Raw genomic sequence first — 21,296 nt, 5'->3', positions numbered from 1 at the left:
GACGAGCCGGGCGAGCGATCGCCCGGCTTTTTCGTCTCAGCGGCCGGGCGTGGCGTGGATGAACCGCATCACGTCGTCCATCACCGGCGCCGACCGATGCAGCGGACCGAGGGCCATCAACAGCGTGCGGTGGCCGAGTGTCGGGTAGAGCTTCAGCGCCACCGGTTCGCCCATCTGCCGGTAGCGGGCGTCCATGGCGATCGCTTCGGAAGGGTAGACCTCGGTGTCCTTCTCGCCCTGCAGTAACAGGGCAGGCGGTTCGTTGCCGTCGACGAAATTTACCGGTTGCGAGAGCGCCTGCTCGGCGGCGGTCGTGCCGAACATATCGAGGTAGGGTTTCGCATCGAGGGGAAGGAAATCGTACGCGCCAGCGACGCCGATCCATCCCGACAGCTGCGCCGGGGTCATGCCGACGCTGGCCAGCCAGGCCTTGTCGGTGGCGAGCATGGCCGCGATGTGGCCGCCCGAGGAGTGGCCCATCAGGAACAGGTGGGAGGAATCGCCCCCGAACATCGCCGCATGGTCGTGCGCCCAGCGCACGGCGTCGGCGCCGTCGGTGAGAAAGCCGTCCATGCGCACGGCGGGCCATTGCCGGTAGTCGGGAAGCACGGCGACCACGCCGTCGCGCGCGAGGGTTTCGCCGAGCCAGCGGTACCACTGGCGTTTGCCGAACCGCCAGTCGCCGCCATAGAAATACACCACCACGGGCGCATGGTCGGCATGGACCGGCGCGTAGACGTCGAGCGCGAGGCCACGGTCCGGCGCGAACGGGATGTCGCGATGCGCCACGACGCCGGACGACGGCTGCGTGGCGTTGACCGCGGCGAAGAAGGTCGCGTGGCAACCGGCGAGGCCGAGCGCGACAAGGAGGAGGGCGGGCAGGCGCATCCGTCGATTGTAGGGCTGCCACTACAATGCGGCGCATGAACGACATTCGCACGATCCTGCGCCAGGCCAGCGAACGACTGGGTGACCGCCTCGACGCCGAGGTGCTGCTCGCCCACGTGCTCGACGTGAATCGCGCCTGGTTCTTCGCGCACGCTGACGACGCGCCCCCCGCCGACGCGCTGGTTCGCTTCCAGGCGCTCGTGGATCGCCGCGCGGCCGGTGAACCCGTGGCCTATCTCACTGGTCGCCGCGACTTCTGGTCGCTGTCGCTGGCGGTGACGCCCGGCACGCTCATTCCGCGTCCGGAAACCGAACGGCTCGTCGAGCAGGCCATCGAACGGCTGCCGAAACGCGGTCGCCTGCTCGACCTGGGCACCGGCAGCGGCGCCATCGCGCTGGCGATCGCGAAAGAACGCCCGGATGCGACCGTTCACGCGGTCGACGCCAGCGACGCCGCGCTCGCCGTCGCGCGGGGCAACGCCGGACGCCTCGGTTTGCCGGTGACCTTCCATCGGGGCGACTGGTTCATGCCGGTGAACGGCGAACGCTTCGACGTGGTGGCGAGCAACCCGCCCTACATCGAGGATGACGATCCGCACCTGGGGCAGGGCGACCTGCGTTTCGAGCCGCGCTCCGCGCTCGCGTCGGGTGCGGATGGCCTGGACGATATCCGGCGCATCGTTCGCGATGCGCCGCCTCATCTCCGGCCGGGGGGGTGGCTGCTGCTTGAGCACGGCTGGCAACAGGGCGCCGCGGTGCGGCGCCTGTTCGATGCCTCGGTTTGGGCGGACGTCTTCACCGCCGTCGACCTGGAAGACCGTGACCGGGTGAGCGGCGCCCGCGTGCGGTAGCGCGTTGCGCGGAGACCTTCAGCCCGCGCTGGCGACCGGCGCGTCCACGAACTGCGGGAACCGGGCGCGGATGGCCTGGCGGATCTGCGGCAGGTCGAGTCCCGCCATCGTCAGCACTTCCTCGCGGCTGCCGTGGTCCAGGTACACGTCGGGCAGGCCGAGATGGAGGATGGGCAGGGTGACGCCGTGCGCGGCGAGGCATTCGGCCACGCCGGCACCGGCACCGCCGGCGATGGCGTTGTCCTCGATGGTCACGAAGGCGCCGTGCGTGCGCGCCAGTTCGAGGATCAGTTCCTCGTCGAGCGGCTTCACGAAGCGCATGTTCACCAGGGTGGCGTCCACTTCCGCCGCGATGACCGCCGCCGGCGACAGCATGGTGCCGAAGGACAGGATCGCCAGCCCATGGTGACCGCGACGGCGCACCTCGGCCTTGCCGATGGGCAGCGTGCCCAGGTCGGGCGACAGTCGCGCCCCCGGGCCCGTACCGCGCGGGTAGCGCACGGCGGCCGGGCCGACATGCTGGAACCCCGTGCTCAGCATCATCCGGCACTCGTTTTCGTCGGCCGGCGCCATGATCACCATGTTGGGCAGGCAGCGCATGAATGAGAGATCGAAACTGCCCGAGTGCGTGGCGCCGTCGGGGCCGACCACCCCGGCACGGTCGATGGCGAACGTGACATCGAGGTTCTGCAGCGCCACGTCGTGGATGGCCTGGTCATAGGCTCGTTGCAGGAAGGTCGAATAGATCGCCACGACGGGTTTGGCACCTTCCACGGCCATGCCCGCGGCCAGCGTGACGGCATGCTGTTCGGCGATGGCCACGTCGAAATAACGCTGGGGGTATTCGCGCGAGAAGCGCACCAGGCCCGAGCCCTCGCGCATGGCGGGCGTGATACCCAGGAGGCGCTCGTCGGCGGCGGCCATGTCGCAGAGCCAGTCGCTGAAAATGTCGGTATAGGTCGGCTTGGCCGGCGCGCCTTTCTTGACCAGGCCGGCGACCGGATCGAACGGCCCCACGGCGTGGTATTCGATCTGGGCCTTTTCGGCCGGCTCGTAACCCTTGCCCTTGGTCGTCATGACGTGCATCAACTGCGGGCCGGGAAGGTCTTTCACCGTCTCCAGCGCGTTCACCAGTTGCGTCATGTTGTGGCCGTCGATCGGGCCGGTGTAATGGAAGCCAAGCTCCTCGAAGAGCGTCGATGGCACGAACATGCCCTTGGCGTGTTCTTCCCAGCGCTTGAAGAACCGCCCGAAGAACGACTCGCGCGGCATGGCCTTCTTGGCGCGCTCGCGCCAGGCGTTGAGCGTGCGGCTGGACATCGCGCGCGCCATCATCTTGGTCATCGCGCCGACGTTTTCGCTGATCGACATGCCGTTGTCGTTGAGGATCACCAGCATGTTCGGCTCGACGTCGCCGCCGTGGTTCAGGGCCTCGAAGGCCATGCCCGCGGTCATGGCGCCGTCGCCGATCACGGCGACGACCTTCCGCGGGTCACCCCGGCGCTGGAGGGCGATGGCCATGCCCAGCGCCGCTGAGATCGATGTCGACGAGTGCCCCACCCCGAAGGTGTCGTATTCGCTCTCGTCGCGGCTGGGGAACGGCGCGAGGCCGTCCTTCTTCTTGATCGACGTGATGCGGTCTCGGCGACCCGTGAGAATCTTATGGGGGTAGCACTGGTGCCCCACGTCCCAGACCAGGCGGTCCACCGGCGTGTCGAACACGTGGTGCAGCGCCACGGTCAGCTCCACCACGCCCAGGCCCGCACCGAAATGGCCGCCCGACGAGGCGACGGCCTCGATCAGGTAGCGGCGCAGTTCGTCGGCGATCGCCGGCAATTCGTCGACGGGAAAGCGGCGAAGGTCCTCCGGCGAGTCGATCTGCGCCAGATAGGGGTAGCGGGAAAGGTCGTTCATCCCCGTATTGTTGGCCTACGGGCGTGTCGGGGCAAGGGACGGGGTGTGAATGGTTGGGGATGGGGGGTGGGAAGCGGGGGCGGCACGGCCGGCGATCGCACAAGGGTCTCGGGACCTCTGCGCTGGCGTTACGGCCAGCGCAGCGTCTTTCGCTCCCTCAGACGATCGCCGGCCGTGCCGCCCCCGCTTCCCACCCCCCCATCCCCGCCCTTACGCCCCCCGCCGCCGATCCCTCGGCAAATGACTCACCAGGAACTCCATCTGGTCGGCCAGGATGTTTCGGTTGGACAGGATCAGGTGTTCCACCCAGCTCGGCCGGTAAGGCACGGCCAGGAGCGGCATGTTGGCTTGCTGTGGCGTGCGGTTGCTCTTGCGCAGGTTGCACGACAGGCAAGCGCTGACCACGTTTTCCCACTCGTCGAGGCCGCGCTTGGACAGCGGCACGACGTGGTCGCGGGTGAGATCGTGGCGGGTGAACTGCTGGCCGCAGTAGAGGCACAGGTGGCGGTCACGGGCGAACAGCGCGGTGTTGGTCAACGCCGGGGCCGGATCGATGGCGTGTTCGCGGCAGTGGCCCGTGCTGGCCACGATCGGATGGAGTTGCAGGGTGCTCTGGGCGCCGCTGGCGCGGCTGATGCCGCCGTGGACGGTGACGCAGGGGTCGCCGAGGGTCCAGGCGACCACGCCGCGCACATAGAGGCATACGGCATCCTGCCAGCTGATCCAGTCGAGGATCCGGCCGCCGGCATCGAGCGACAGCACGCGGGTGGCGTGTAGAGCCGTCACCTTCGGCAGATCGTCTTGGTGCACATCCATCGTCATCGTGTCTCGTCCTTCACATAAGCGAAAGAGCGTTCCAGCAAGCCGAACTCCGTGCGGATCGGGGAGCGATCCGGCCTCCCGAGGGAGGCCTTGCGTCGAGCATAGCCCATAATTGCTACAGAAAAGCGCGGCGAAGGTACGCTTCTTGCGGGGCTGTGGCGGCCTGCGGCCGCTGCTATAGTGGGCGTTCGCAGCGAGCCCGACGGGTTTGGAAGGGGGGCCGGGGTGGCTTCCCAGGTCGGTCGGGTCCAAGAGGGATACACAGTGGCAGAAGTGCTTTTCTACGAGCGTCCGGTTCCCCTGAACCGCACGACGCACCGCGAACTCCGCCTGAAGGCGGTGAACAACATCCATTTCGCCGCCAAGGCGCATTCGGTGCCGCTCACCGGCGTCGAGTTCGCGCCGGCTTCGCGTGACTTCCCTATCCTCTTCGCCGGCGAAACGATGGAAACGGCGGGTCCGATGGCCCTCCTCGGCCTGCGCCAGAACGAAAACCTGCTCGTGGGCGAGAACGGCTTCTGGGAACAGGGGCTCTACATCCCGGCGTTCGTGCGCCGCTATCCGTTCGTGCTCGCCGAGAAGCCGGCCGGCACCGAGGGCGACGATTTCACCGTGTTCCTCGACGAGGCCTACGAGGGCTTCAACGAAACCGAAGGCGAGCGCCTTTTCAACGAGGACGGCACCGACGCACCGGCCCTCACGAACGCCGTGAACTTCCTGGGCGAGTTCCAGGATCACGTCGCCCGCACGCAGTGGTTCATGGGCAAGCTGCGCGAGCACGACCTGCTCGAGCCGCGCACCATCACCCTGCAGAAAGAAGGCAAGGGCATCAATCTCAACGGCCTGTTCGTCATCAACGAAGAGAAGCTGCGCAACCTCGACGAGAAGACGGCGCACGAATTCCTCCGCGAGGGCGCGTTCGGCTGGATCTACGCCCACCTCGTGTCGCTGGCCAACATCGACCGCATGGCGGCGCGCCTCGACGCGCGTGAGCGCACCGAAGACGGCGCCACGCCCAACGCGTAAGCCCGTCGCACGGTGTCCAAAAAAGGCCGCGAGTGATCGCGGCCTTTTTTACGCCTACCTTCGGCCTATTTGACCGGACGGGCCATCCGGACGAGATCGGTGTCGAAGCCGTGCCTGGCGTAGAGTTCCCTGGCCTTCTCGTTGCCGGGGAACACCGCGAGCGTCACGAACTGGCAGCGATGGTCTTTCGCCCAGCCGTAGGCATGGTCGAGCAGGAACGTGCCCACGCCGTTGCCTTCGTATTTCTCGGCCACGGCGATGTCCGAGATATGGCAGTTGTCGCGATGGGTAAAGAAGTCGCGCGTCTTTTGCAGGTGGATGAAGCCCACCGCGTCGCCGTCGTCGTTCTCGGCGATGAAGATGTAACTGTTGGACGGCTGCTCGTCGAGGTGCTTCACCAGGTCGGACTCGATGCCTTTCAGGCAATCGGTACGCGTTCGGCCGTTGGGCAGCGGGAAATGAATGAAGCGGGGCACGAGGCCAAGGATGAAGTCGTCGTCGTCGCTCTCGGCGAGGCGGATCAGATACGGAGCGTCGCTCATCGGGTCGGGAACCGTGGGTTGGGTGTCCGGGCTGGTTCCCTTCTACACCCGAAGGGCGGGCGGGAAAAGTCCCGTCCGCCGTTCGGGTGGCATCCCCGGGTCCCGCCGGTTCAGTCGCCGGCGATCTCGGGAAGCGTCGCCACACCCGCGTCGATGCCGGCCTTGTGCAGGTGGATGCGCGGCAGGATCCGGGCCATGTAGAACGCCGCGGTGTCGCGTTTGGCCTGGCGGGCGGAGGCCGACAGACGGGAGCGGTCCAGCGCGGCGACGCTGCGCGCCCAGAAGTAGGCCAGGGTGACGTAGCCCGAGAAGTAGAGGTAGTCCATCGCGGCGGCGCCGAGTTCCTCGGGGTTGGCCTGTGCGCGGGCGGCGATACCGCGAGTCAGTTCACCCCACGCGGTGGCCGCCGTCGCGACGGGACCGACCAGCGCCTTGAGACTGTCGTCGCCGGCGTGCTCGCGGCAGAACGTGCCGATCTCGTCGAGGAAGCGTTTCAGCCCCGCGCCCTGCAACTGCATCACCTTGCGGCCGAGCAGGTCGAGGGCCTGGATCTGCGTGGTGCCCTCGTAGAGCGTGATGATGCGCGCGTCGCGCACCAGTTGCTCCATGCCGTGCTCGACGATGTAGCCGTGGCCGCCGAAGATCTGCAGGGCCTCTTTCGTGCACTCCTGGGCGCTTTCGGTCAGCAGGCCCTTGGCGATGGGGATGAGGAACGACAGCAGTTCGCCGGCCTGCTGGCGTGTCTGCGCATCGGGATGGCGGGCTTCGATGTCGCTCTGCAACGACGCATACGCGGCGAGTACGCGGCCGCCTTCCACGAAGGCGCGCTGGGTAAGCAGCATGCGACGCACGTCGGGATGCACCACGATCGGATCGGCGGGCTTCTCCGGCATGCGCGGACCCGACAGGGCGCGCATCTGCAGGCGATCGAGCGCGTAACGCAGGCTACCCTGCAGGGCGGCTTCGGACAGGCCGAGGCCCTGTACGCCCACGCCCAGGCGCGCGGAGTTCATCATCGTGAACATCGCCATCAGGCCCTTGTGCGGGGCGCCGATGAGCCAGCCTTCGGCCTCGTCGAAATTCATCACGCAGGTGGCGGCGCCGCGGATGCCCATCTTGTGTTCGATGGCGCCCGCGGCGGCGCTGTTGCGCTCACCGAGGCTGCCGTCCTTGTTCACCTTGAACTTGGGCACCACGAGCATCGAGATGCCGCGGCTGCCCGCCGGTGCGTCCGGCAGGCGGGCGAGCACGAGGTGCACGATGTTCTCGGCGAAGTCATGTTCGCCGGCGGAGATGAAGATCTTCGTGCCGCTGACCCGGTAGCTGCCATCGCCGTTCGGCTCGGCGCGCGTCTTCAGCAGGCCCAGGTCCGACCCCGCCTGGGGTTCGGTCAGGCACATGGTGCCGGTCCAGCTGCCGTCGACGATGCGCTTGAGGAACACCTCTTTCTGCCAGTCGTCGCCGTGGTGCGCGATCGCGTCGATGGCACCATGCGAAAGCAAGGGATAGATGCCCCATGCGGTGTTGGCCGAGTCGATCATTTCCTTGGTGAGCGTACCCACGGCGGCGGGGAGGCCCTGGCCGCCGGCCTCGACGCTGGCGGTAAGGCCGGCCCAACCGTCCTCCGCGTAGCGACGGTAGGCTTCCTTGAAGCCCTTGGGCGTGGTGACGGTGCGGGTGGCCTTGTCGAAGTGGCAGCCCTCGGCGTCGCCGGAGGCGTTGACGGGGGCGAGCACTTCTTCGGCGAAGCGCGCGAATTCGTCGATCACGGTGTCGATGAGTTCACGGCTGTGCTCTTCGCCACCTTCCAGGCCGGTGAGCACGGCTTCGCCGTCGAGCACGTCGAACAGCGCGAAGCGCATGTCGTCGAGGGGAGCTTTGTAAGTCGTCATGAGGGCATCCTGGCGAGGGGATCAGCGGTAGGTATCGGGAATGCCGGGCACGGGCGAGAGCCAGTCCTTGCCGTGCACCGGAAACGTGCGGGGCTTGTCTTCTTTCTCGGGCGTGGCGGTGATCCGCCCGTCGATGACGTAGGGCAGCGAACCCGCGCTGCCCTTGGCGGCCAGTTCGGTGAGCGCCCGGGACATCTCGGGCGTGGGAAGGATGTCGATGCGCGTGACGTCGGCGGCGAACGAGGGAATGTCCTGGTCGATGTTCGCGTCGAGCAGCACGCCGCCCAACTGCGCGACCTGCAACGTGCCCTGGAACCGGCCGAACGACATGCCGCCGTAGCTGTCGTTGCGCACCCGCAGCGTCACGTGCCAGACGCCGCCGGGCTTGGCCGTGACTTCCTGCAGCGTGATGGCGGGCGGGAACACGCTTTTTTTCGCCGGGCCGCAGGCGGCGAGCAGTGCGATCAGGGCGAGGGCAGCCGCGCGGGGCGCGAGGGTACGGAGGATCGGTGTCATCCAGGGCTTCCGGCGTGTGACGTCGAAACAGCGTCCGATGGTAGCTCCCGGGCCCGTCGGGCGCGAGACGGGCGTTTGAAACGCGGTTCCCAACACGCGGCCGAGCAGGCATCATGGCCGGATCGTCTCGCTGGACCCTCGATTCACATGACCCGACGCATCGCCGCCCGCCGCTCCCCCATCCACGGAAACGGCGTCTTCGCCACCGCGCCGATCAAGGCGGGGGAACACATCGTCGAATACAAGGGCGATCACATCACCCACGCGCAGGCCGACAAGCGCTACGGCGACGGCGGCGAGACCGGGCATACCTTCCTGTTCACGCTCAACGAGAAATACATCGTCGACGGCAACAGCAACGGCAACACCGCACGCTGGATCAACCACAGCTGCGATCCGAACTGCCAGGCGCTCATCGAAGAAGCCGTCGAAGGCAAGCCGACCAAGCGCGACCGCGTGCTCATCGAAGCCCTTCGCGACATCGCCCCCGGCGAAGAGCTCACCTACGACTACGGCATCACGCTCGACATGCCCCACACGGCACGCCTGAAGAAGATCTGGGCCTGCCGCTGCGGGTCGCCCAAGTGCATCGGCACGATGCTCAAGCCCAAGCGCAAAACCAAGAGCTGATCCGCTCCGCTTTACCGCCGCTTTCACGTTTGCCCACGGCGCGCCGACGTTCACACGACGCGCCGGTCATTCGCCGCTTTCCATCCTTGGGGCCACCTTCCCCCAAGGAGACTCCCCCATGGCGAACACCACGCTTTCCGGCCGCCGCATCGCGGTACTGGCCACCGACGGCTTCGAACAATCCGAGCTGACCGAGCCCAAGCGCCTGCTCGAGGAAGCCGGTGCGAAGGTCGACGTCATTTCGCCCGGTGACGCGAAGCAGATCAAGGGCTGGGACAAGAAAGACTGGGGCCAGGCCGTGCCGGTCGACGTCTCGCTCGACAAAGCCGATGCTGGCCAGTACGAGGCGCTGGTGCTTCCCGGTGGGGTGATCAACCCCGACCAGTTGCGCATCAACGAAAAGGCCGTCAGCCTGGTCAAACGCTTCGCCGAGGCGGGCAAGCCGGTCGCTGCGATCTGCCACGGTCCGTGGACGCTGATCAACGCCGGCCTCGTGGAAGGCAAGAAGGTCACGTCCTGGCCCTCGCTGCGCCAGGATCTCAGCAACGCAGGTGCCCAGTGGGAAGACAGCCAGGTCGTGACCGACGGCAACCTCATCACCAGTCGTAAGCCGGACGATATTCCCGCGTTCACCGAAACCTTGATCAAGGCGCTCGCCGCCTGATCGCACGCCCACGGCGCACACCGTGTCAGGCGGTGTGCGCCACGACGGGCGCCAGTGTCGGGGAATCTTCCGGCATGGGTGTGGTCTGTGCCCCGGGGCTTACGTTGCATTTATCGCGGCGCCGCTATTCTCGCCATCTTTCCCTGGGACTTCCTGACGCGTGCACTACCCCGGCAAGGCGCCACCGCCGTTGGACGAAACGCACCGGCTCGCGCCGGAGGGTGGGCTGCGTGCACACGGGCCGCAACCGATCGACGCCGGTTCGCTCGCCCTGTTGCAGGCGATCAAGCGTCGGCCCCCGCCCCGGGATCGCCTGCGTTTTACGCTGGCGCTCGCGGCGGCCCTGATATTCCATATCGCGATGATTTTCGTGGTTCGCTACGAAATGGAGCCTCGCCCGCTCGTCGGTTTCGCCCCGATGGACGATAAGCCTGACGTGCTGGAAGTGCGCTTCATCGATCCGGCACCGCGTTCGCCCAGCGCCGATGTCACGCCGCCTCCCCCCGCGGTCGAGCTGCCGCCGAAGGTCCGGTCGCGCGAAGCGACCCGTCCCCCGGCGCCGCCAAAGCCGGTGGAGCCCCCGCCCGCTACCGCGCCCGAACCGGCGCCGGCGCCTGCCCACCCGGCGATCTTCGGCGCCGACGGCAGCATCGCCATGCCGTCGCGGCCTGCCCAGGCAACCGCACCCACGCAGGCCGATTTCGTCGCCCACAAGCCCACGGACGACGCGCACATCATGTCGCGGAAGAACCCCGTCACCTACAAGGAAACCCGTTTCGAAAAGGACTGGGCGCCGCGCGACGAAAACGCGTTGAGCGGCGGGATGCGCAAGGCGATGGAAAACACCACGTTGAAGAAGACATTCGACCTGGGCCATGGCGTGCGCGTGAATTGCGCCACCGTGCTGTTCGTGCTCCCCGTCGGGTGCCGTGGCGAAGACCCCTCCAAGGCGTCGGCCAAGGACGGCGACGCCCGCCTCAACATGGCCCCCGCCCGATCCCTGGCTGACGATCCCACGGCGCCCCCGCCGCCCACCGAAGCCCAATGCGTCGCCGCCTACCGCCGCGACGAGCGGGTCATGCAGGGTTGCCCGACCGATACGCCGTTGAAGGCGATGGATGAGGAGAATGCGGAGAGGGGGCGGCGGGTTGGTGGGTGAGTGAGCTTGGTGTGGGAGTGCGGATGGGACGTGGGGGCGCGATCCGACGAACGCTTGAGGGGGCCGGGAGCGGCACATGGGCATCGACGGTCTCGTGAGGCCACCAGCCCCCTCGGGCGCACGCCGGATCGCGCCCCCACTTCCCATCCCCCACCTCCCGCAACACCTCCAATTGTCCCCACCCCCCAAAGCGTAGACACTAACGCCAATGCCCACGCTGCCCCCGGATAGCGATCGATCGATCGCCTCATCGTCGCTGCCCGTCTCGCCACGCGAGGCTGCCATGCAGGCGCTTGTCTATCGTCGCGTGTTGCGGCAGGAGCCACGCGACAGCGCGCGGCGCATCGCGGCCTGGGTCGGCACGATCCTGATCCACCTGATCTTCCTGTTTGGCATGGTGCTCGGGCCCGCCTACGAGACGCTTCCGCCGCCGCCGGAGCGCGATACCGCCGCCGATGCGTTGCAGGTGCGATTGATCGACAAACCGCCGCCACCGAAGCCCCCGGCGATCGGCACCCCGTCGCGCGCGCCGGTCGTGCAGACGCTATGGAAAACCCGCCATTCGAAGGCCAGCGAGGCGTCCGGCGGTTCGCGCGCCACCTCGGTCGCCAGCGCGGCAAAGTCGCGTCCGGCCGTGGCCACGCCGGCGGCACCGACGCCGAAGGTCAAGCCGGCGCCGCGGGTCGCCACCCCGCCGCCATCGGTCGAGGCGGTCGCGGACACCCCGCTCGTGCAGCCCAAGGCGCCGCCGAAGCAGCCCGATCTCGAGCGGGTGCCTTTGCCGGCGCAGGCACCGCCTGATCTGGCGATGGATACGCCCCGGCCGGTGGTGGTGCCACCCCGTTTCCAGCCCGAACCCGTGCGTAAGGCGCAGGTGGAGGGAACGGCCGCGATGCCGCCGCCAGCGTCGCTGGCGCTGCCGCCGACGCCTGCATCGCAGGTGGCCGTGACGCCCGACGCGCCGCGGATCACATCCGATCGCACGGCCCCGGTGCCGACCACGGCGATCTCGCTCGCTCCGGTGCCGCGCCCGGAGGTGGCGGTGTCGTCGGCGCCTCCTACGCCGCAGGACACCCCGCTTCCGGTGATCGCGCAGGAGCCCACGGCACCGCCCGCGCCCCAGGTCGCCGCACCCGACCGTCCGGTGCCGCCCAAGGTCGCGGTGGAAGCGATCCGAGCACCTGCCGTCGAGGCCGACACCGAACTGGCGGCCGTGCCGCTGCCTGATGCGGCCGTCCGGCCGACCGTTGGCGCGCCCGACACCTCGTCCGACCGGCCGATCGTCCAGGCCCCGTCCATCGCACCGTCGGACCTCCAGCGTCCGGTAGCGGGTGCCGATGCCAGCCCGACGCCACCCGGCGAAGCGCCGGGCGCGAATGCCGCGGGGGAATCCACGGCCCAGGCGCCGGGCCAGCAAGGCAAGAGCGGCGAGCGGTCCACGCCCTCGCCCGCGGGATCAAGCGTGCCGTCCACGCCAGGGGTCGCCAACGTCGCAGCCTCGGGCTCGAATACGCCAGGCGCTGCCGCGGAAAGCGGCAAGCCTGGCGCGGTCCACGGCGTCGAAGACAGCAACCGCCTCACGGGCGCGAACGGCACCGCCGATCGCGCCGACGGCGTCGCCGGGGGGCAGGGCGACAAGACCGGCCAGGTCGGCGCGTTTGTCGAGCTGAAGCCCCGTGGTGACGTCACGTTGCATCCGGGGGCGCGCGTGCGCGTGGATTACCAGGCGACGCGTTTCGACAAGGACTGGACGCCGAAAGGCGACAGCTCGGTCGATACGGCCCTGCGCCGGGCCGCCGACAAGGCCACCGCGCATGTCACCGTACGGCTGCCGCTCGGCCTGCGCCTGAATTGCGTGGCCGGTCCCGGCAACGCCGGCGGCAAGATGAACGCGATCGCGCTGCTCTCGTTCGGTTGCGGCGGCGATCCACCGCCCACCCCGGATGCCACCAACGCGACCAGGCTGGTGAAGAACCAGACCATGGCGCCCGCCCGGCCGCTCGCCCCGGACCTGCCGCCCGCCAACGCGGCCACGGTGGCCGCGGCGCCCGTCGCCGTGGACAACACGGCGTTCTGCGCCACCGCCCGTATCGCGGGCGGACCGTTGCCGGCGGCCTGTGCTCCGTCGATCAAGCTCAACGTGCAGGCGGCGCCGTCGTCCGCCGGCTCGTGGGTGCCGGCCAGCGATCAGTTCAAGTAGCGATCCGGCGGATTTCCGTGCCGGCGATCCGGTCGTGCACGCCGCGCGCGCGACGGTCGACGAACGCCGGCAACAGCAGCACGAGCCAGCCGACCAGCGGTGCGAGAAGCGCAATCTTCAGCGACGTGACCGGGTAGATCAGCAAGAGCAGCAGGGGCAGGGCGCCGACGGCGAGCCGTAGCAGCCCGCGTCGCCCGCCCACCGCGTGCCCTTGCGCGTCGGTCACGCGGATGCGCCAGGGCCGCATGCCGAGCGTCTGTCCGCCGCGCGTCCATGAGAAAAAGAAATAGGCGCCGATGACCAGCCCCTGCAAGGGCTGGTACCACCATGCCACCAGGCGGCCCTTGTCGTCCGCGATGTGTCCGCCGGTGGCGAGCTGGGCGAGGAGCCCCACCACCATCACGATGGCAACCACCGCGAGCAGGTCGTAGACGAGGGCGGCGAAGCGGCGCCAGGCGGGAGCGACATCGTGGGGCTGGTTCATGGGCGACGGTAGGGTCCAGTGTCCGGCCATTATGCGATGAGCGGAAGGCATGCCGTGGGTTGCGTATGTCATGGTACCGCCGCGTCTTTGAGCCGCGAGGCGTGGACATGCGACCATCGGTGCATGTCCATCGCCGATCCTTCTCCCACCCCAGCGGCCGTGCTCGCCGCCGGTGACGCCCGCCTGATCGAGCGCTTCATCGAGCGCGTGTGGTCCGAAGACGGCCTGGCCGAGCGTACGCTCGAGGCGTATCGCCGCGACCTCGAGCAGCTGGCGCGCTGGCTCGCCGGGCGGGGGCGCACGCTGGATACCGCCGGACGCGACGACCTGTCGGCGTACCACGGCAGCCAGCCGGTATCGGTGCGCAGCATGGCGCGGCGCCAGTCGGCCTTTCGCCGGTTCTACGCGCAGCTCGCACGCGATGACGGGGGGCGGGAGGATCCCACGCTGCTGATGCAGCGGCCGCGGATGCCTCGCGGGCTCCCGAAAGCCCTGGCCGAGCGCGAAATCGAAGCCCTCCTCCTGGCGCCGGACACCACCACGCCGCTCGGCCTGCGCGACCGCGCCATGCTGGAGCTGATGTATGCGTCGGGCCTGCGCGTCTCGGAGCTCGTCGACCTGCCGCTGTCGGGCCTCAACCCCCGTCAGGGTGTGCTCCGGGTCACCGGCAAGGGTGGCAAGGACCGCCTCGTGCCGGTGGGCGAGGAGGCGCTGGCGCACATCGACGCGTACCTGCGCGACGCGCGCCCCGCGCTCGCCCGGGGGCATGGGCAGCCCATGGCACTGTTCCTCTCCCGGCGCGGCGACGCGATGACGCGGCAGATGTTCTGGACGCTGGTCAAACGGTATGCCCTGGTCGTCGGCATCGCACCCAAGCGGGTGTCGCCGCACGTGCTGCGCCATTCGTTCGCCACCCACCTGCTCAACCACGGGGCCGACCTGCGCGCGTTGCAGATGCTGCTCGGTCACAGTGCGCTCAGCACGACGCAGATTTACACCCTGGTGGCGAAGGAGGGCCTCAAGCGCCTTCACGCCCAGCATCACCCGCGCGGTTGACCTGCCGTGCCACAATCGGGGGAACCGATGGCGCGCGGCGCGTTCAAACCAGCCCGCCCGCGCTTCCTCCCCCGGTTACACATGGAGTCGTACCGATGTTCAAGACGTTCATCCCCGCGCTGATGTTGGGCGCGTTCGCCGCCACCGCCAGCGCCGCCGACGATGGCGGCAAGGCCGCCCGCGAGGCGGTCGAAGCCCTGGCGCCCGGTATCAAGGTCGAAAGCGTCACGCCCGCGCCGATGCCCGGCTTCTACCAGGTGGTGGCCACGGGCCGCATGGTTTACGTGTCGGCCGATGGCCGTTACATGATCAACGGTAACCTGATCGACCTGAAGGACAAGACCGACCTCAGCGCCGCCGCGTGGGCGAAAACCCGCAAGGCCGCGCTGGCCAAGGTGCCCGAGGCGCAACGGCTGATCTACGCCCCGGCCAATCCCAAGCACACGGTGACGGTGTTCACCGACGTCGACTGCGGTTTCTGCCGTCAGTTGCATGCCCACATCGACGAATACAACAAGCAGGGCATCGCCGTCGAATACGTGTTCTGGCCGCGCGAGGGCGTCAAGACCACGGCGGGCAACGACACGCCCTCGTACACCAAGGCGGTGTCGGTGTGGTGCGCCTCCGATCGCAAGAACGCCTTCAACCAGGCGATGACCGGCGCCAGCGTCAAGGCGGCGACCTGCGCCAACCCGGTGAAGGACGAATTCGAGCTCGGCGAGCGCCTCGGTGTGAATGGCACGCCCACCATCGTTACCGAGAACGGCGACGTGGTCGGCGGTTACCTGACACCGGCCCAGCTCCTGCAGGTGCTCACCGCCAAGGGCGGCTGAGCTCCCCCGAATCGCCGACACGATCGCTTCCCACCCCTTCGGCAGAAACGCTGCCATCGAAGGGGCGGAAGGCGATCGTATTGGCGGAGGGGCCGCCGGGCCCCGAGACATGCTGCCCCGCAACATCATGTAGAATAGGCGAATTCTCCCTGCGCCTTTTCCCCAAGCATGATCGCTATCGATGGGCAGAGCGCCCTTTCTCCTTTTCGCCTCGAACGACTGAACGCCCACCTGGAAGCCCTGCACCATGGCGTGCGGGTGCAGGCGGCGTGGTTCACTTACTTCGTGGACGCCGCTTCGCCGCTCGAAGGCGAGGCCCGCGCCCGGCTCCTGGCCGTGCTCGAGGCGAAGGACGCCGCGCCCGAAGACGCCACCCTCTGGGTCGTGCCTCGCCTGGGCACCATCTCGCCGTGGTCCAGCAAGGCCACCGATATCCTCCACGGCGCCGGTTTCGACGTGCGCCGGGTCGAGCGCGGCATGGCCTGGCGCGTCACCGGCATGCCTGCCGCCACGCACCCCGCCCACGCCACGGTCATGGCCGCCTTCTGCGATCCCATGGTGCAGTCGCCACTGGCACGCCTCGACGAAGCGGCCGGCCTGTTCCTCGCCGGCGAGCCCGGCCCGCTGGGCCATGTCGTCCTGGATGGCGATGCCCGCGCCGCGCTGGCGCAGGCCAACGGCACGCTGGGCCTGGCCCTCGCCGACGACGAGATCGACTACCTCGCCGAGCGTTACGCCGAGATGGGCCGCGCGCCCACCGACGCCGAATTGATGATGTTCGCGCAGGCCAACTCCGAGCATTGCCGGCACAAGGTGTTCAACGCCACGTGGACCCTCGACGGCCAGGCGCAGGATGCCTCTCTGTTCGGCATGATCAAAAACACGCACAAGGTGTCGCCGAATTTCACTCTGTCGGCCTACCACGACAACGCCGCGGTGATCGAGGGTTACGAAGGCAGCCGTCTGTTCGTCGATCCGGACGACGGCGTGTTCCGCTCGGTGAAAGAAGCCGCGCCGTACGCGATCAAGGTCGAAACGCACAACCATCCCACCGCGATCGCGCCGTGGCCGGGCGCCGCCACCGGTGCCGGTGGCGAGATCCGCGACGAGGGCGCGACGGGCCGCGGCGGCAAGCCGAAGGCTGGTCTGACGGGTTTCTCCGTGTCGCACCTGCGCATCCCGGGCCTGCCGCGCCCGTGGGAAAAAGAACGTCCGCTGCCGCCGCGCATGGCCACCGCGTTCGAGATCATGCGTGACGGCCCGCTCGGCGCCGCCGCGTTCAACAACGAATTCGGCCGTCCCGCCCTGGGCGGCTATTTCCGCACGTTCGAACAGGAGACCGGCGAAAAGGGCCTTCGTCGCGGTTACGACAAGCCGATCATGATCGCCGGCGGCCTGGCCGCCATCCGCGAACAGCATGTGCAAAAGCGCGACGTGCGGCCGGGCGACAAGGTCATCGTGCTGGGCGGTCCGGCCATGCTCATCGGCCTGGGCGGCGGTGCCGCATCGTCGGTGGCGTCCGGTACGTCCAGCGCCGAGCTCGACTTCGCGTCCGTGCAGCGCGACAACGCCGAGATGGAACGCCGCTGCCAGCAGGTGATCGACGCGTGCTGGGCGCGCGGCGAACGCAATCCCGTCGTCAGCATCCACGACGTCGGTGCTGGCGGCCTGTCCAATGCGATTCCCGAAATCCTCAACGACGCCGGCGTCGGCGGCATCATCGATCTGTCGAAGGTGCCCTGCGACGACCCCACGCTGTCGCCGATGCAGGTGTGGAGCAATGAGTCCCAGGAGCGCTACGTACTCGCGATCGGCGCCGACGACCTTGCCCTGTTCGAGTCGTTCTGCGCACGCGAGCGGTGTCCGTTCGCCGTCGTCGGCGAGGCCACGGGCGAAGCGCGCCTGGTCGTGCGCGATCCGCGCCGCGACCTCACCGTGATCGACCTGGGCATGGATGTCCTCTTCGGCAAGCCGCCGCGGATGCATCGTGACGCCTCGCGTCTGAAACCGCGCGTGGACCTCGTGGCCGACCTCACCGGCATCGGCATGGACGAGGCGCTCATGCGCGTGCTTCGCCTGCCGGTGGTCGGTAGCAAGAACTTCCTCATCACTATCGGCGACCGTACCGTCGGCGGCCTCAACCATCGCGATCCGATGGTCGGCCCCTGGCAGGTACCCGTCGCCGACGTGGCGGTGACGCTGACCGGTTTCGACGGTTACACCGGCGAGGCGATGGCCATGGCCGAGCGCGCGCCCATCGCGCTGCTCTCGAGCGCCGACGCCGCGCGCATGGCGGTGGGTGAGGCGCTCACCAACCTCGCCGCGACCTCCATTCGGCTCGACGAAGTGCGCCTGTCCGCCAACTGGATGGCCGCGGTGAACCATCCCGGCGAGGACGCGGCGCTGTTCGACGCGGTGAAGGCCGTGGGCATGGAACTCTGCCCGAGCCTCGATATCTCCATTCCGGTGGGCAAGGATTCGCTCTCCATGCAGACGGTGTGGACCGACGACGACGGCAAGAAGCAGAAGACCGTGTCGCCGGTATCGCTGGTCATCACCGGGTTCGCCCGCGTCGACGACGTGCGCCGCACGCTCACGCCGCAGCTGCGCCTCGACCGCGGCGATACCGACCTGTGGCTGATCGACCTCGGCGCGGGACGCGACCGTCTCGGCGGCTCGGCGCTGACCCAGGTATTCAACCGCGCCGGCGGCGTGCCGCCCGACCTGGACGACCCCAAGCGCCTGCGCGCGATGTTCGAGCTGATCCAGGAGGCCAACCGCGCCGGCCTGCTGCTCGCCTATCACGACCGCTCCGACGGTGGCGTCATCGTCACGCTGCTGGAGATGGCCTTCGCCGGTCACTGCGGCCTCGACCTGCGCCTCGACGGCTGGGCCGAGGCGACGCTGCGCGCCCTGTTCAACGAAGAACTCGGTGCCGTCGTGCAGGTGGCCTCGGCCAACCGCGAGGCCTTCGAGCAGCTGCTGGTCAAGCACGGCCTCGCCGGCATGACGCACCACGTCGGCCGCCCCAAGGAAAAACTCGGCATCAAGCTGCACCTCGGTGGCGAAACGCCGTTCAAGTGGAACTGGACCGAACTCTTCCGCGCGTGGAACGAAACCAGCCATGCCATGCAGCGCCTGCGCGATAACCCGGTCAGCGCCGACCAGGAAAGCGAATGGCGCCTCGACGATGCCGACCCGGGCATCTCGCCGAAGCTCACCTTCGACCCGGCCGACGACATCGCCGCGCCCCACATCGGTAGCGGTGCGCGCCCGCGCGTGGCGATCCTGCGCGAGCAGGGCGTCAACGGGCAGGTCGAAATGGCCGCCGCGTTCACCCGGGCGGGGTTCGACGCGGTCGACGTGCACATGACCGACCTCGCCAGCGGCCGTTACCACCTGAAGGATTTCCGCGGACTGGCCGCATGCGGCGGGTTCTCCTACGGTGACGTGCTCGGTGCCGGACGCGGCTGGGCCACCTCGATCCTCTACAACGACGCGCTGCGCGAGCAGTTCGCCCGTTTCTTCGAGGACGGCGCGAAGTTCGGCCTGGGTGTCTGCAATGGTTGCCAGATGCTTTCGCAGCTCAAGGACATCATCCCGGATGCAAAGCACTGGCCGCAGTTCCTGCGCAACCAGTCCGAGCAGTACGAAGCCCGTCTGGCGACGCTGGAGATCCTCGACTCGGGAAGCATCTTCTTCCGCGGCATGACCGGCTCGCGCATCCCGGTGGTGGTGGCGCACGGCGAAGGCCGCGTGCATTTCCCGAATGCCTGCAGCCCGTCGAAGAGCCACGGTGCCGCCCGGTTCGTGGACAACCGCGGCCGGCCCACCGAGCACTATCCGATCAATCCGAACGGCTCGCCGGGCGGCCTCACCGCGTTCACCGCGGCCGACGGTCGCGTGACGATCATGATGCCGCACCCCGAGCGCGTCTTCCGCAGCGCGCAGATGAGCTGGCATCCCGATCACTGGGGCGAGGATTCACCGTGGATGCGCATGTTCCGTAACGCCCGCACCTGGGTGGGTTGATGCTCACCAGCGTCGTCGTCGTGCTCGCGAACAGCGGTCCGCTGACGCGCGAGTGCGTCGCGTGCGCCCTCGCGAGCGACGTACCGGTCGAGGTCATCCTGGTCGACAACGGCTCCGCCGATGGCGTGCCCGAGTCCATTGAGCGTGCCCATGCCGGGGACGATCGCGTACGGGTCATCTACAACCGCGCCAACCTCGGATTCGGTCCCGCGGTGAATCGGGGTGCCGCGAAAGCGCGTGGCGAGCGTCTGCTCGTGCTCAACCCCGATTGCCTGGTGGCGCCGGATACCATCGCTCGCATGGCGACGCACCTGGACAGGCAGACGGCGATCGTCGGTGCGGTGGTCTGCGACGACGCGGGTCACGCCGACCCCGCATCGCGCCGCTACGACCCGCTGCTGCGTCGCGCGATCAATACCAAGCTGGGACGTGCCGGCGGCATCGACATCGCCGGTCCGTTGCCGTCGGGTGCCGAGGACGTCGAGATCGTGTCCGGGGCCATCCTCCTCATGCCGCGTGCGGCGTTCGAGCGCCTGGGTGGTTTCGACGAAACGTTCTTCCTGCACTGCGAAGACATGGACCTCTGCCGCCGTGCGCGCGACCAGGGCTATCGCGTGGTGCTCGCGGGCGATGTCCGCGTCCTGCACGGCAAGGGCGTCTCCAGCCGGCGCCGGCCGGTGTTCGTAAGCTGGCATAAGCACCGCAGCATGTATCTGTGGTTTCGCCGGCACGACCCGTCGGCCCGGCATGCGCCCATGCGCGCGGCGGTGTGGGCGGGTATCTGGGCGCATTTCCTGCTCAAGCTTCCCGGCCTGTGGATGCGCAGGCGTCGATGAACGGCGAGCCGGTCAAGGGCGCCACACCGGCGACGCTGGGCCTGCTGGCGGTCACCGCCGTATGGGGTTCGACCTTCGTCATGATCAAGGACGTCGTCGGGCGGATGCTACCGATCGATTTTCTCGCCGTGCGGTTCCTCATCGCCGCCGCCGTCATGCTGGTGTGCTTCGCGCGGCCGGTGCGTCGCCTTGGGCGTGCCCAGGCCCTGCGTGCGCTGGCGCTGGGAACGTTATACGGGGCGGCACAGTGGCTGCAGACCGAAGGGCTGGCCCTGACCTCGCCCAGCGTAAGCGGATTCGTGACCGGCATGTATGTCGTCATCACACCGATCCTGGGCTGGCTGATCTTCCGCCAGCGTCTCCCTGTCACGCTGTGGATCGCGGTGTGCATGGCCCTTGTCGGACTCGGCGTGCTGGCCCTGAACGGGCTCTCCGTCGACCTGGGCGTGTGGCTGACGCTGGCGTCGGCCGCGTTGTACGCCTTGCACATCGTCGGCTTGGGGCATTGGTCGCGTCCGGGCGACGCGTTCGGCATGTCGGCCGTGCAGATGGTCGCCATCGCCGTGGTATGCCTTCTCGCGACGCTACCCCACCACGGTCCGACGCTGCCGCCGGACGGCAGGGCTTGGCTCTCGGTGATTTACATGGCGCTGGTGGCGGGTGCATTCGCCATGCTCGTGCAGACGTGGGCCCAGGCCCACATGCCGGCCACCCGTGCGGCCATCGTCATGACCACCGAGCCCGTGTTCGCCGCGGGATTCGCGGTCGCGCTCGGCGTTGACGCGCTGACCTGGCGGATGGTCGCCGGTGGTGCGCTGGTGCTGGGCGCGATGTACCTGGTGGAGCTGGCGCCGCGTTTCCGTCGCCGGCGCCCCGCGGAATCGCTGCACCACGAGGTCTGAGGCGCGCTGCCCACACCATCGGTTCGCGGAAACGGTCCGCTTCCCCCTG

At 68.5% G+C, this 21,296-nt stretch carries 18 protein-coding genes; 11 read left to right on the top strand and 7 right to left on the bottom strand.

Features of this window, described 5'->3' with window-relative positions:
* Positions 1-36: 36 nt before the first annotated feature.
* A complete protein-coding gene (locus PI246_RS08575) occupies positions 37-888 on the bottom strand; it encodes an alpha/beta hydrolase (RefSeq protein ID WP_320550844.1) in 852 nt (283 codons plus the stop codon).
* A gap of 35 nt (positions 889-923) precedes the next feature.
* On the opposite strand from PI246_RS08575, the gene prmC reads away from it, so the two are divergent.
* The gene (gene prmC, locus PI246_RS08570) at positions 924-1,739 is read left to right on the top strand and encodes a peptide chain release factor N(5)-glutamine methyltransferase (RefSeq protein ID WP_320550843.1); all 816 of its coding nucleotides are present in this window, start codon (positions 924-926) and stop codon (positions 1,737-1,739) included.
* An 18-nt stretch (positions 1,740-1,757) separates the two neighbouring features.
* Here prmC and dxs read toward each other — a convergent pair whose 3' ends face one another.
* Entirely contained in the window at positions 1,758-3,653 is a 1,896-nt protein-coding gene (gene dxs / locus PI246_RS08565; RefSeq protein WP_320550842.1) for a 1-deoxy-D-xylulose-5-phosphate synthase, read from the bottom strand.
* Between the two features lie 210 nt (positions 3,654-3,863).
* Complete coding sequence (locus PI246_RS08560; RefSeq protein ID WP_320550841.1) at positions 3,864-4,469, bottom strand: HNH endonuclease; 606 nt, start codon at positions 4,467-4,469, stop codon at positions 3,864-3,866.
* A 270-nt stretch (positions 4,470-4,739) separates the two neighbouring features.
* On the opposite strand from PI246_RS08560, the gene PI246_RS08555 reads away from it, so the two are divergent.
* On the top strand, positions 4,740-5,501 hold the full coding sequence (locus PI246_RS08555; protein ID WP_320550840.1) for a SapC family protein: 762 nt from the start codon (positions 4,740-4,742) through the stop codon (positions 5,499-5,501).
* Positions 5,502-5,566: 65 nt separating this feature from the next.
* Here PI246_RS08555 and PI246_RS08550 read toward each other — a convergent pair whose 3' ends face one another.
* The 3 genes from PI246_RS08550 to PI246_RS08540 form a co-directional block, all read right to left on the bottom strand.
* Complete coding sequence (locus PI246_RS08550; RefSeq protein ID WP_320550839.1) at positions 5,567-6,043, bottom strand: GNAT family N-acetyltransferase; 477 nt, start codon at positions 6,041-6,043, stop codon at positions 5,567-5,569.
* 110 nt (positions 6,044-6,153) lie between these two features.
* Complete coding sequence (locus PI246_RS08545) at positions 6,154-7,935, bottom strand: acyl-CoA dehydrogenase C-terminal domain-containing protein (protein ID WP_320550838.1); 1,782 nt, start codon at positions 7,933-7,935, stop codon at positions 6,154-6,156.
* 21 nt (positions 7,936-7,956) lie between these two features.
* Positions 7,957-8,451 carry a hypothetical protein gene (locus PI246_RS08540; RefSeq protein ID WP_320550837.1) on the bottom strand — a complete coding sequence of 165 codons (495 nt, stop codon included), beginning with the start codon at positions 8,449-8,451 and terminating at the stop codon, positions 7,957-7,959.
* 147 nt (positions 8,452-8,598) lie between these two features.
* Here PI246_RS08540 and PI246_RS08535 point away from each other — a divergent pair, with 147 nt between their 5' ends.
* The 4 genes from PI246_RS08535 to PI246_RS08520 all read left to right on the top strand — a co-directional run bounded on the left by PI246_RS08535 (position 8,599) and on the right by PI246_RS08520 (position 13,104).
* The gene (locus PI246_RS08535; RefSeq protein WP_320550836.1) at positions 8,599-9,081 is read left to right on the top strand and encodes an SET domain-containing protein; all 483 of its coding nucleotides are present in this window, start codon (positions 8,599-8,601) and stop codon (positions 9,079-9,081) included.
* Between the two features lie 118 nt (positions 9,082-9,199).
* Positions 9,200-9,745, top strand: a complete 546-nt coding sequence (locus PI246_RS08530) for a type 1 glutamine amidotransferase domain-containing protein (protein ID WP_320550835.1) — start codon at positions 9,200-9,202, stop codon at positions 9,743-9,745.
* Positions 9,746-9,935: 190 nt separating this feature from the next.
* A complete protein-coding gene (locus PI246_RS08525) occupies positions 9,936-10,904 on the top strand; it encodes a hypothetical protein (RefSeq protein ID WP_320550834.1) in 969 nt (322 codons plus the stop codon).
* Positions 10,905-11,187: 283 nt separating this feature from the next.
* Positions 11,188-13,104 (top strand): hypothetical protein, encoded by a 1,917-nt coding sequence (locus PI246_RS08520; protein WP_320550833.1) that lies wholly within the window; start codon positions 11,188-11,190, stop codon positions 13,102-13,104.
* Here the strand turns inward: PI246_RS08520 and PI246_RS08515 are convergent.
* Positions 13,097-13,588, bottom strand: coding sequence for an RDD family protein (locus PI246_RS08515; RefSeq protein WP_320550832.1), 492 nt, complete (start codon positions 13,586-13,588; stop codon positions 13,097-13,099). The genes PI246_RS08520 and PI246_RS08515 overlap by 8 nt on opposite strands.
* A gap of 123 nt (positions 13,589-13,711) precedes the next feature.
* Here PI246_RS08515 and xerD point away from each other — a divergent pair, with 123 nt between their 5' ends.
* From xerD to PI246_RS08490, 5 genes are all read left to right on the top strand, one after another.
* Positions 13,712-14,644, top strand: coding sequence for a site-specific tyrosine recombinase XerD (gene xerD, locus PI246_RS08510; protein WP_320550831.1), 933 nt, complete (start codon positions 13,712-13,714; stop codon positions 14,642-14,644).
* A gap of 95 nt (positions 14,645-14,739) precedes the next feature.
* The gene (locus tag PI246_RS08505) at positions 14,740-15,477 is read left to right on the top strand and encodes a DsbC family protein (protein ID WP_320550830.1); all 738 of its coding nucleotides are present in this window, start codon (positions 14,740-14,742) and stop codon (positions 15,475-15,477) included.
* Positions 15,478-15,645: 168 nt separating this feature from the next.
* Entirely contained in the window at positions 15,646-19,509 is a 3,864-nt protein-coding gene (purL, locus tag PI246_RS08500) for a phosphoribosylformylglycinamidine synthase (RefSeq protein WP_320550829.1), read from the top strand.
* Entirely contained in the window at positions 19,509-20,345 is an 837-nt protein-coding gene (locus PI246_RS08495) for a glycosyltransferase family 2 protein (RefSeq protein WP_320550828.1), read from the top strand. Before purL ends, PI246_RS08495 begins: the two co-directional genes overlap by 1 nt.
* Positions 20,342-21,247 carry a DMT family transporter gene (locus tag PI246_RS08490; protein WP_320550827.1) on the top strand — a complete coding sequence of 302 codons (906 nt, stop codon included), beginning with the start codon at positions 20,342-20,344 and terminating at the stop codon, positions 21,245-21,247. The genes PI246_RS08495 and PI246_RS08490 overlap by 4 nt, the downstream gene beginning before the upstream one ends.
* Positions 21,248-21,296: the final 49 nt, after the last annotated feature.

Source organism: Luteibacter sahnii (genome assembly GCF_034063545.1).
Classification (GTDB): Bacteria; Pseudomonadota; Gammaproteobacteria; order Xanthomonadales; family Rhodanobacteraceae; genus Luteibacter; species Luteibacter sahnii.
This window is presented reverse-complemented; position numbering and strand designations above follow the sequence as displayed.

What these genes read in the sequence shown, in the direction of transcription:
- PI246_RS08540 (WP_320550837.1), bottom strand. Translation starts at nt 8,451, where the DNA reads ATGACACCGATCCTCCGTACCCTCGCGCCCCGCGCGGCTGCCCTCGCC.
- PI246_RS08505 (WP_320550830.1), top strand. Translation starts at nt 14,740, where the DNA reads ATGTTCAAGACGTTCATCCCCGCGCTGATGTTGGGCGCGTTCGCCGCC.
- prmC (WP_320550843.1), top strand. Translation starts at nt 924, where the DNA reads ATGAACGACATTCGCACGATCCTGCGCCAGGCCAGCGAACGACTGGGT.
- PI246_RS08560 (WP_320550841.1), bottom strand. Translation starts at nt 4,469, where the DNA reads ATGGATGTGCACCAAGACGATCTGCCGAAGGTGACGGCTCTACACGCC.
- PI246_RS08490 (WP_320550827.1), top strand. Translation starts at nt 20,342, where the DNA reads ATGAACGGCGAGCCGGTCAAGGGCGCCACACCGGCGACGCTGGGCCTG.
- PI246_RS08575 (WP_320550844.1), bottom strand. Translation starts at nt 888, where the DNA reads ATGCGCCTGCCCGCCCTCCTCCTTGTCGCGCTCGGCCTCGCCGGTTGC.
- PI246_RS08495 (WP_320550828.1), top strand. Translation starts at nt 19,509, where the DNA reads ATGCTCACCAGCGTCGTCGTCGTGCTCGCGAACAGCGGTCCGCTGACG.
- xerD (WP_320550831.1), top strand. Translation starts at nt 13,712, where the DNA reads ATGTCCATCGCCGATCCTTCTCCCACCCCAGCGGCCGTGCTCGCCGCC.
- PI246_RS08515 (WP_320550832.1), bottom strand. Translation starts at nt 13,588, where the DNA reads ATGAACCAGCCCCACGATGTCGCTCCCGCCTGGCGCCGCTTCGCCGCC.
- PI246_RS08535 (WP_320550836.1), top strand. Translation starts at nt 8,599, where the DNA reads ATGACCCGACGCATCGCCGCCCGCCGCTCCCCCATCCACGGAAACGGC.
- PI246_RS08550 (WP_320550839.1), bottom strand. Translation starts at nt 6,043, where the DNA reads ATGAGCGACGCTCCGTATCTGATCCGCCTCGCCGAGAGCGACGACGAC.
- dxs (WP_320550842.1), bottom strand. Translation starts at nt 3,653, where the DNA reads ATGAACGACCTTTCCCGCTACCCCTATCTGGCGCAGATCGACTCGCCG.
- purL (WP_320550829.1), top strand. Translation starts at nt 15,646, where the DNA reads ATGATCGCTATCGATGGGCAGAGCGCCCTTTCTCCTTTTCGCCTCGAA.
- PI246_RS08530 (WP_320550835.1), top strand. Translation starts at nt 9,200, where the DNA reads ATGGCGAACACCACGCTTTCCGGCCGCCGCATCGCGGTACTGGCCACC.
- PI246_RS08520 (WP_320550833.1), top strand. Translation starts at nt 11,188, where the DNA reads ATGCAGGCGCTTGTCTATCGTCGCGTGTTGCGGCAGGAGCCACGCGAC.
- PI246_RS08545 (WP_320550838.1), bottom strand. Translation starts at nt 7,935, where the DNA reads ATGACGACTTACAAAGCTCCCCTCGACGACATGCGCTTCGCGCTGTTC.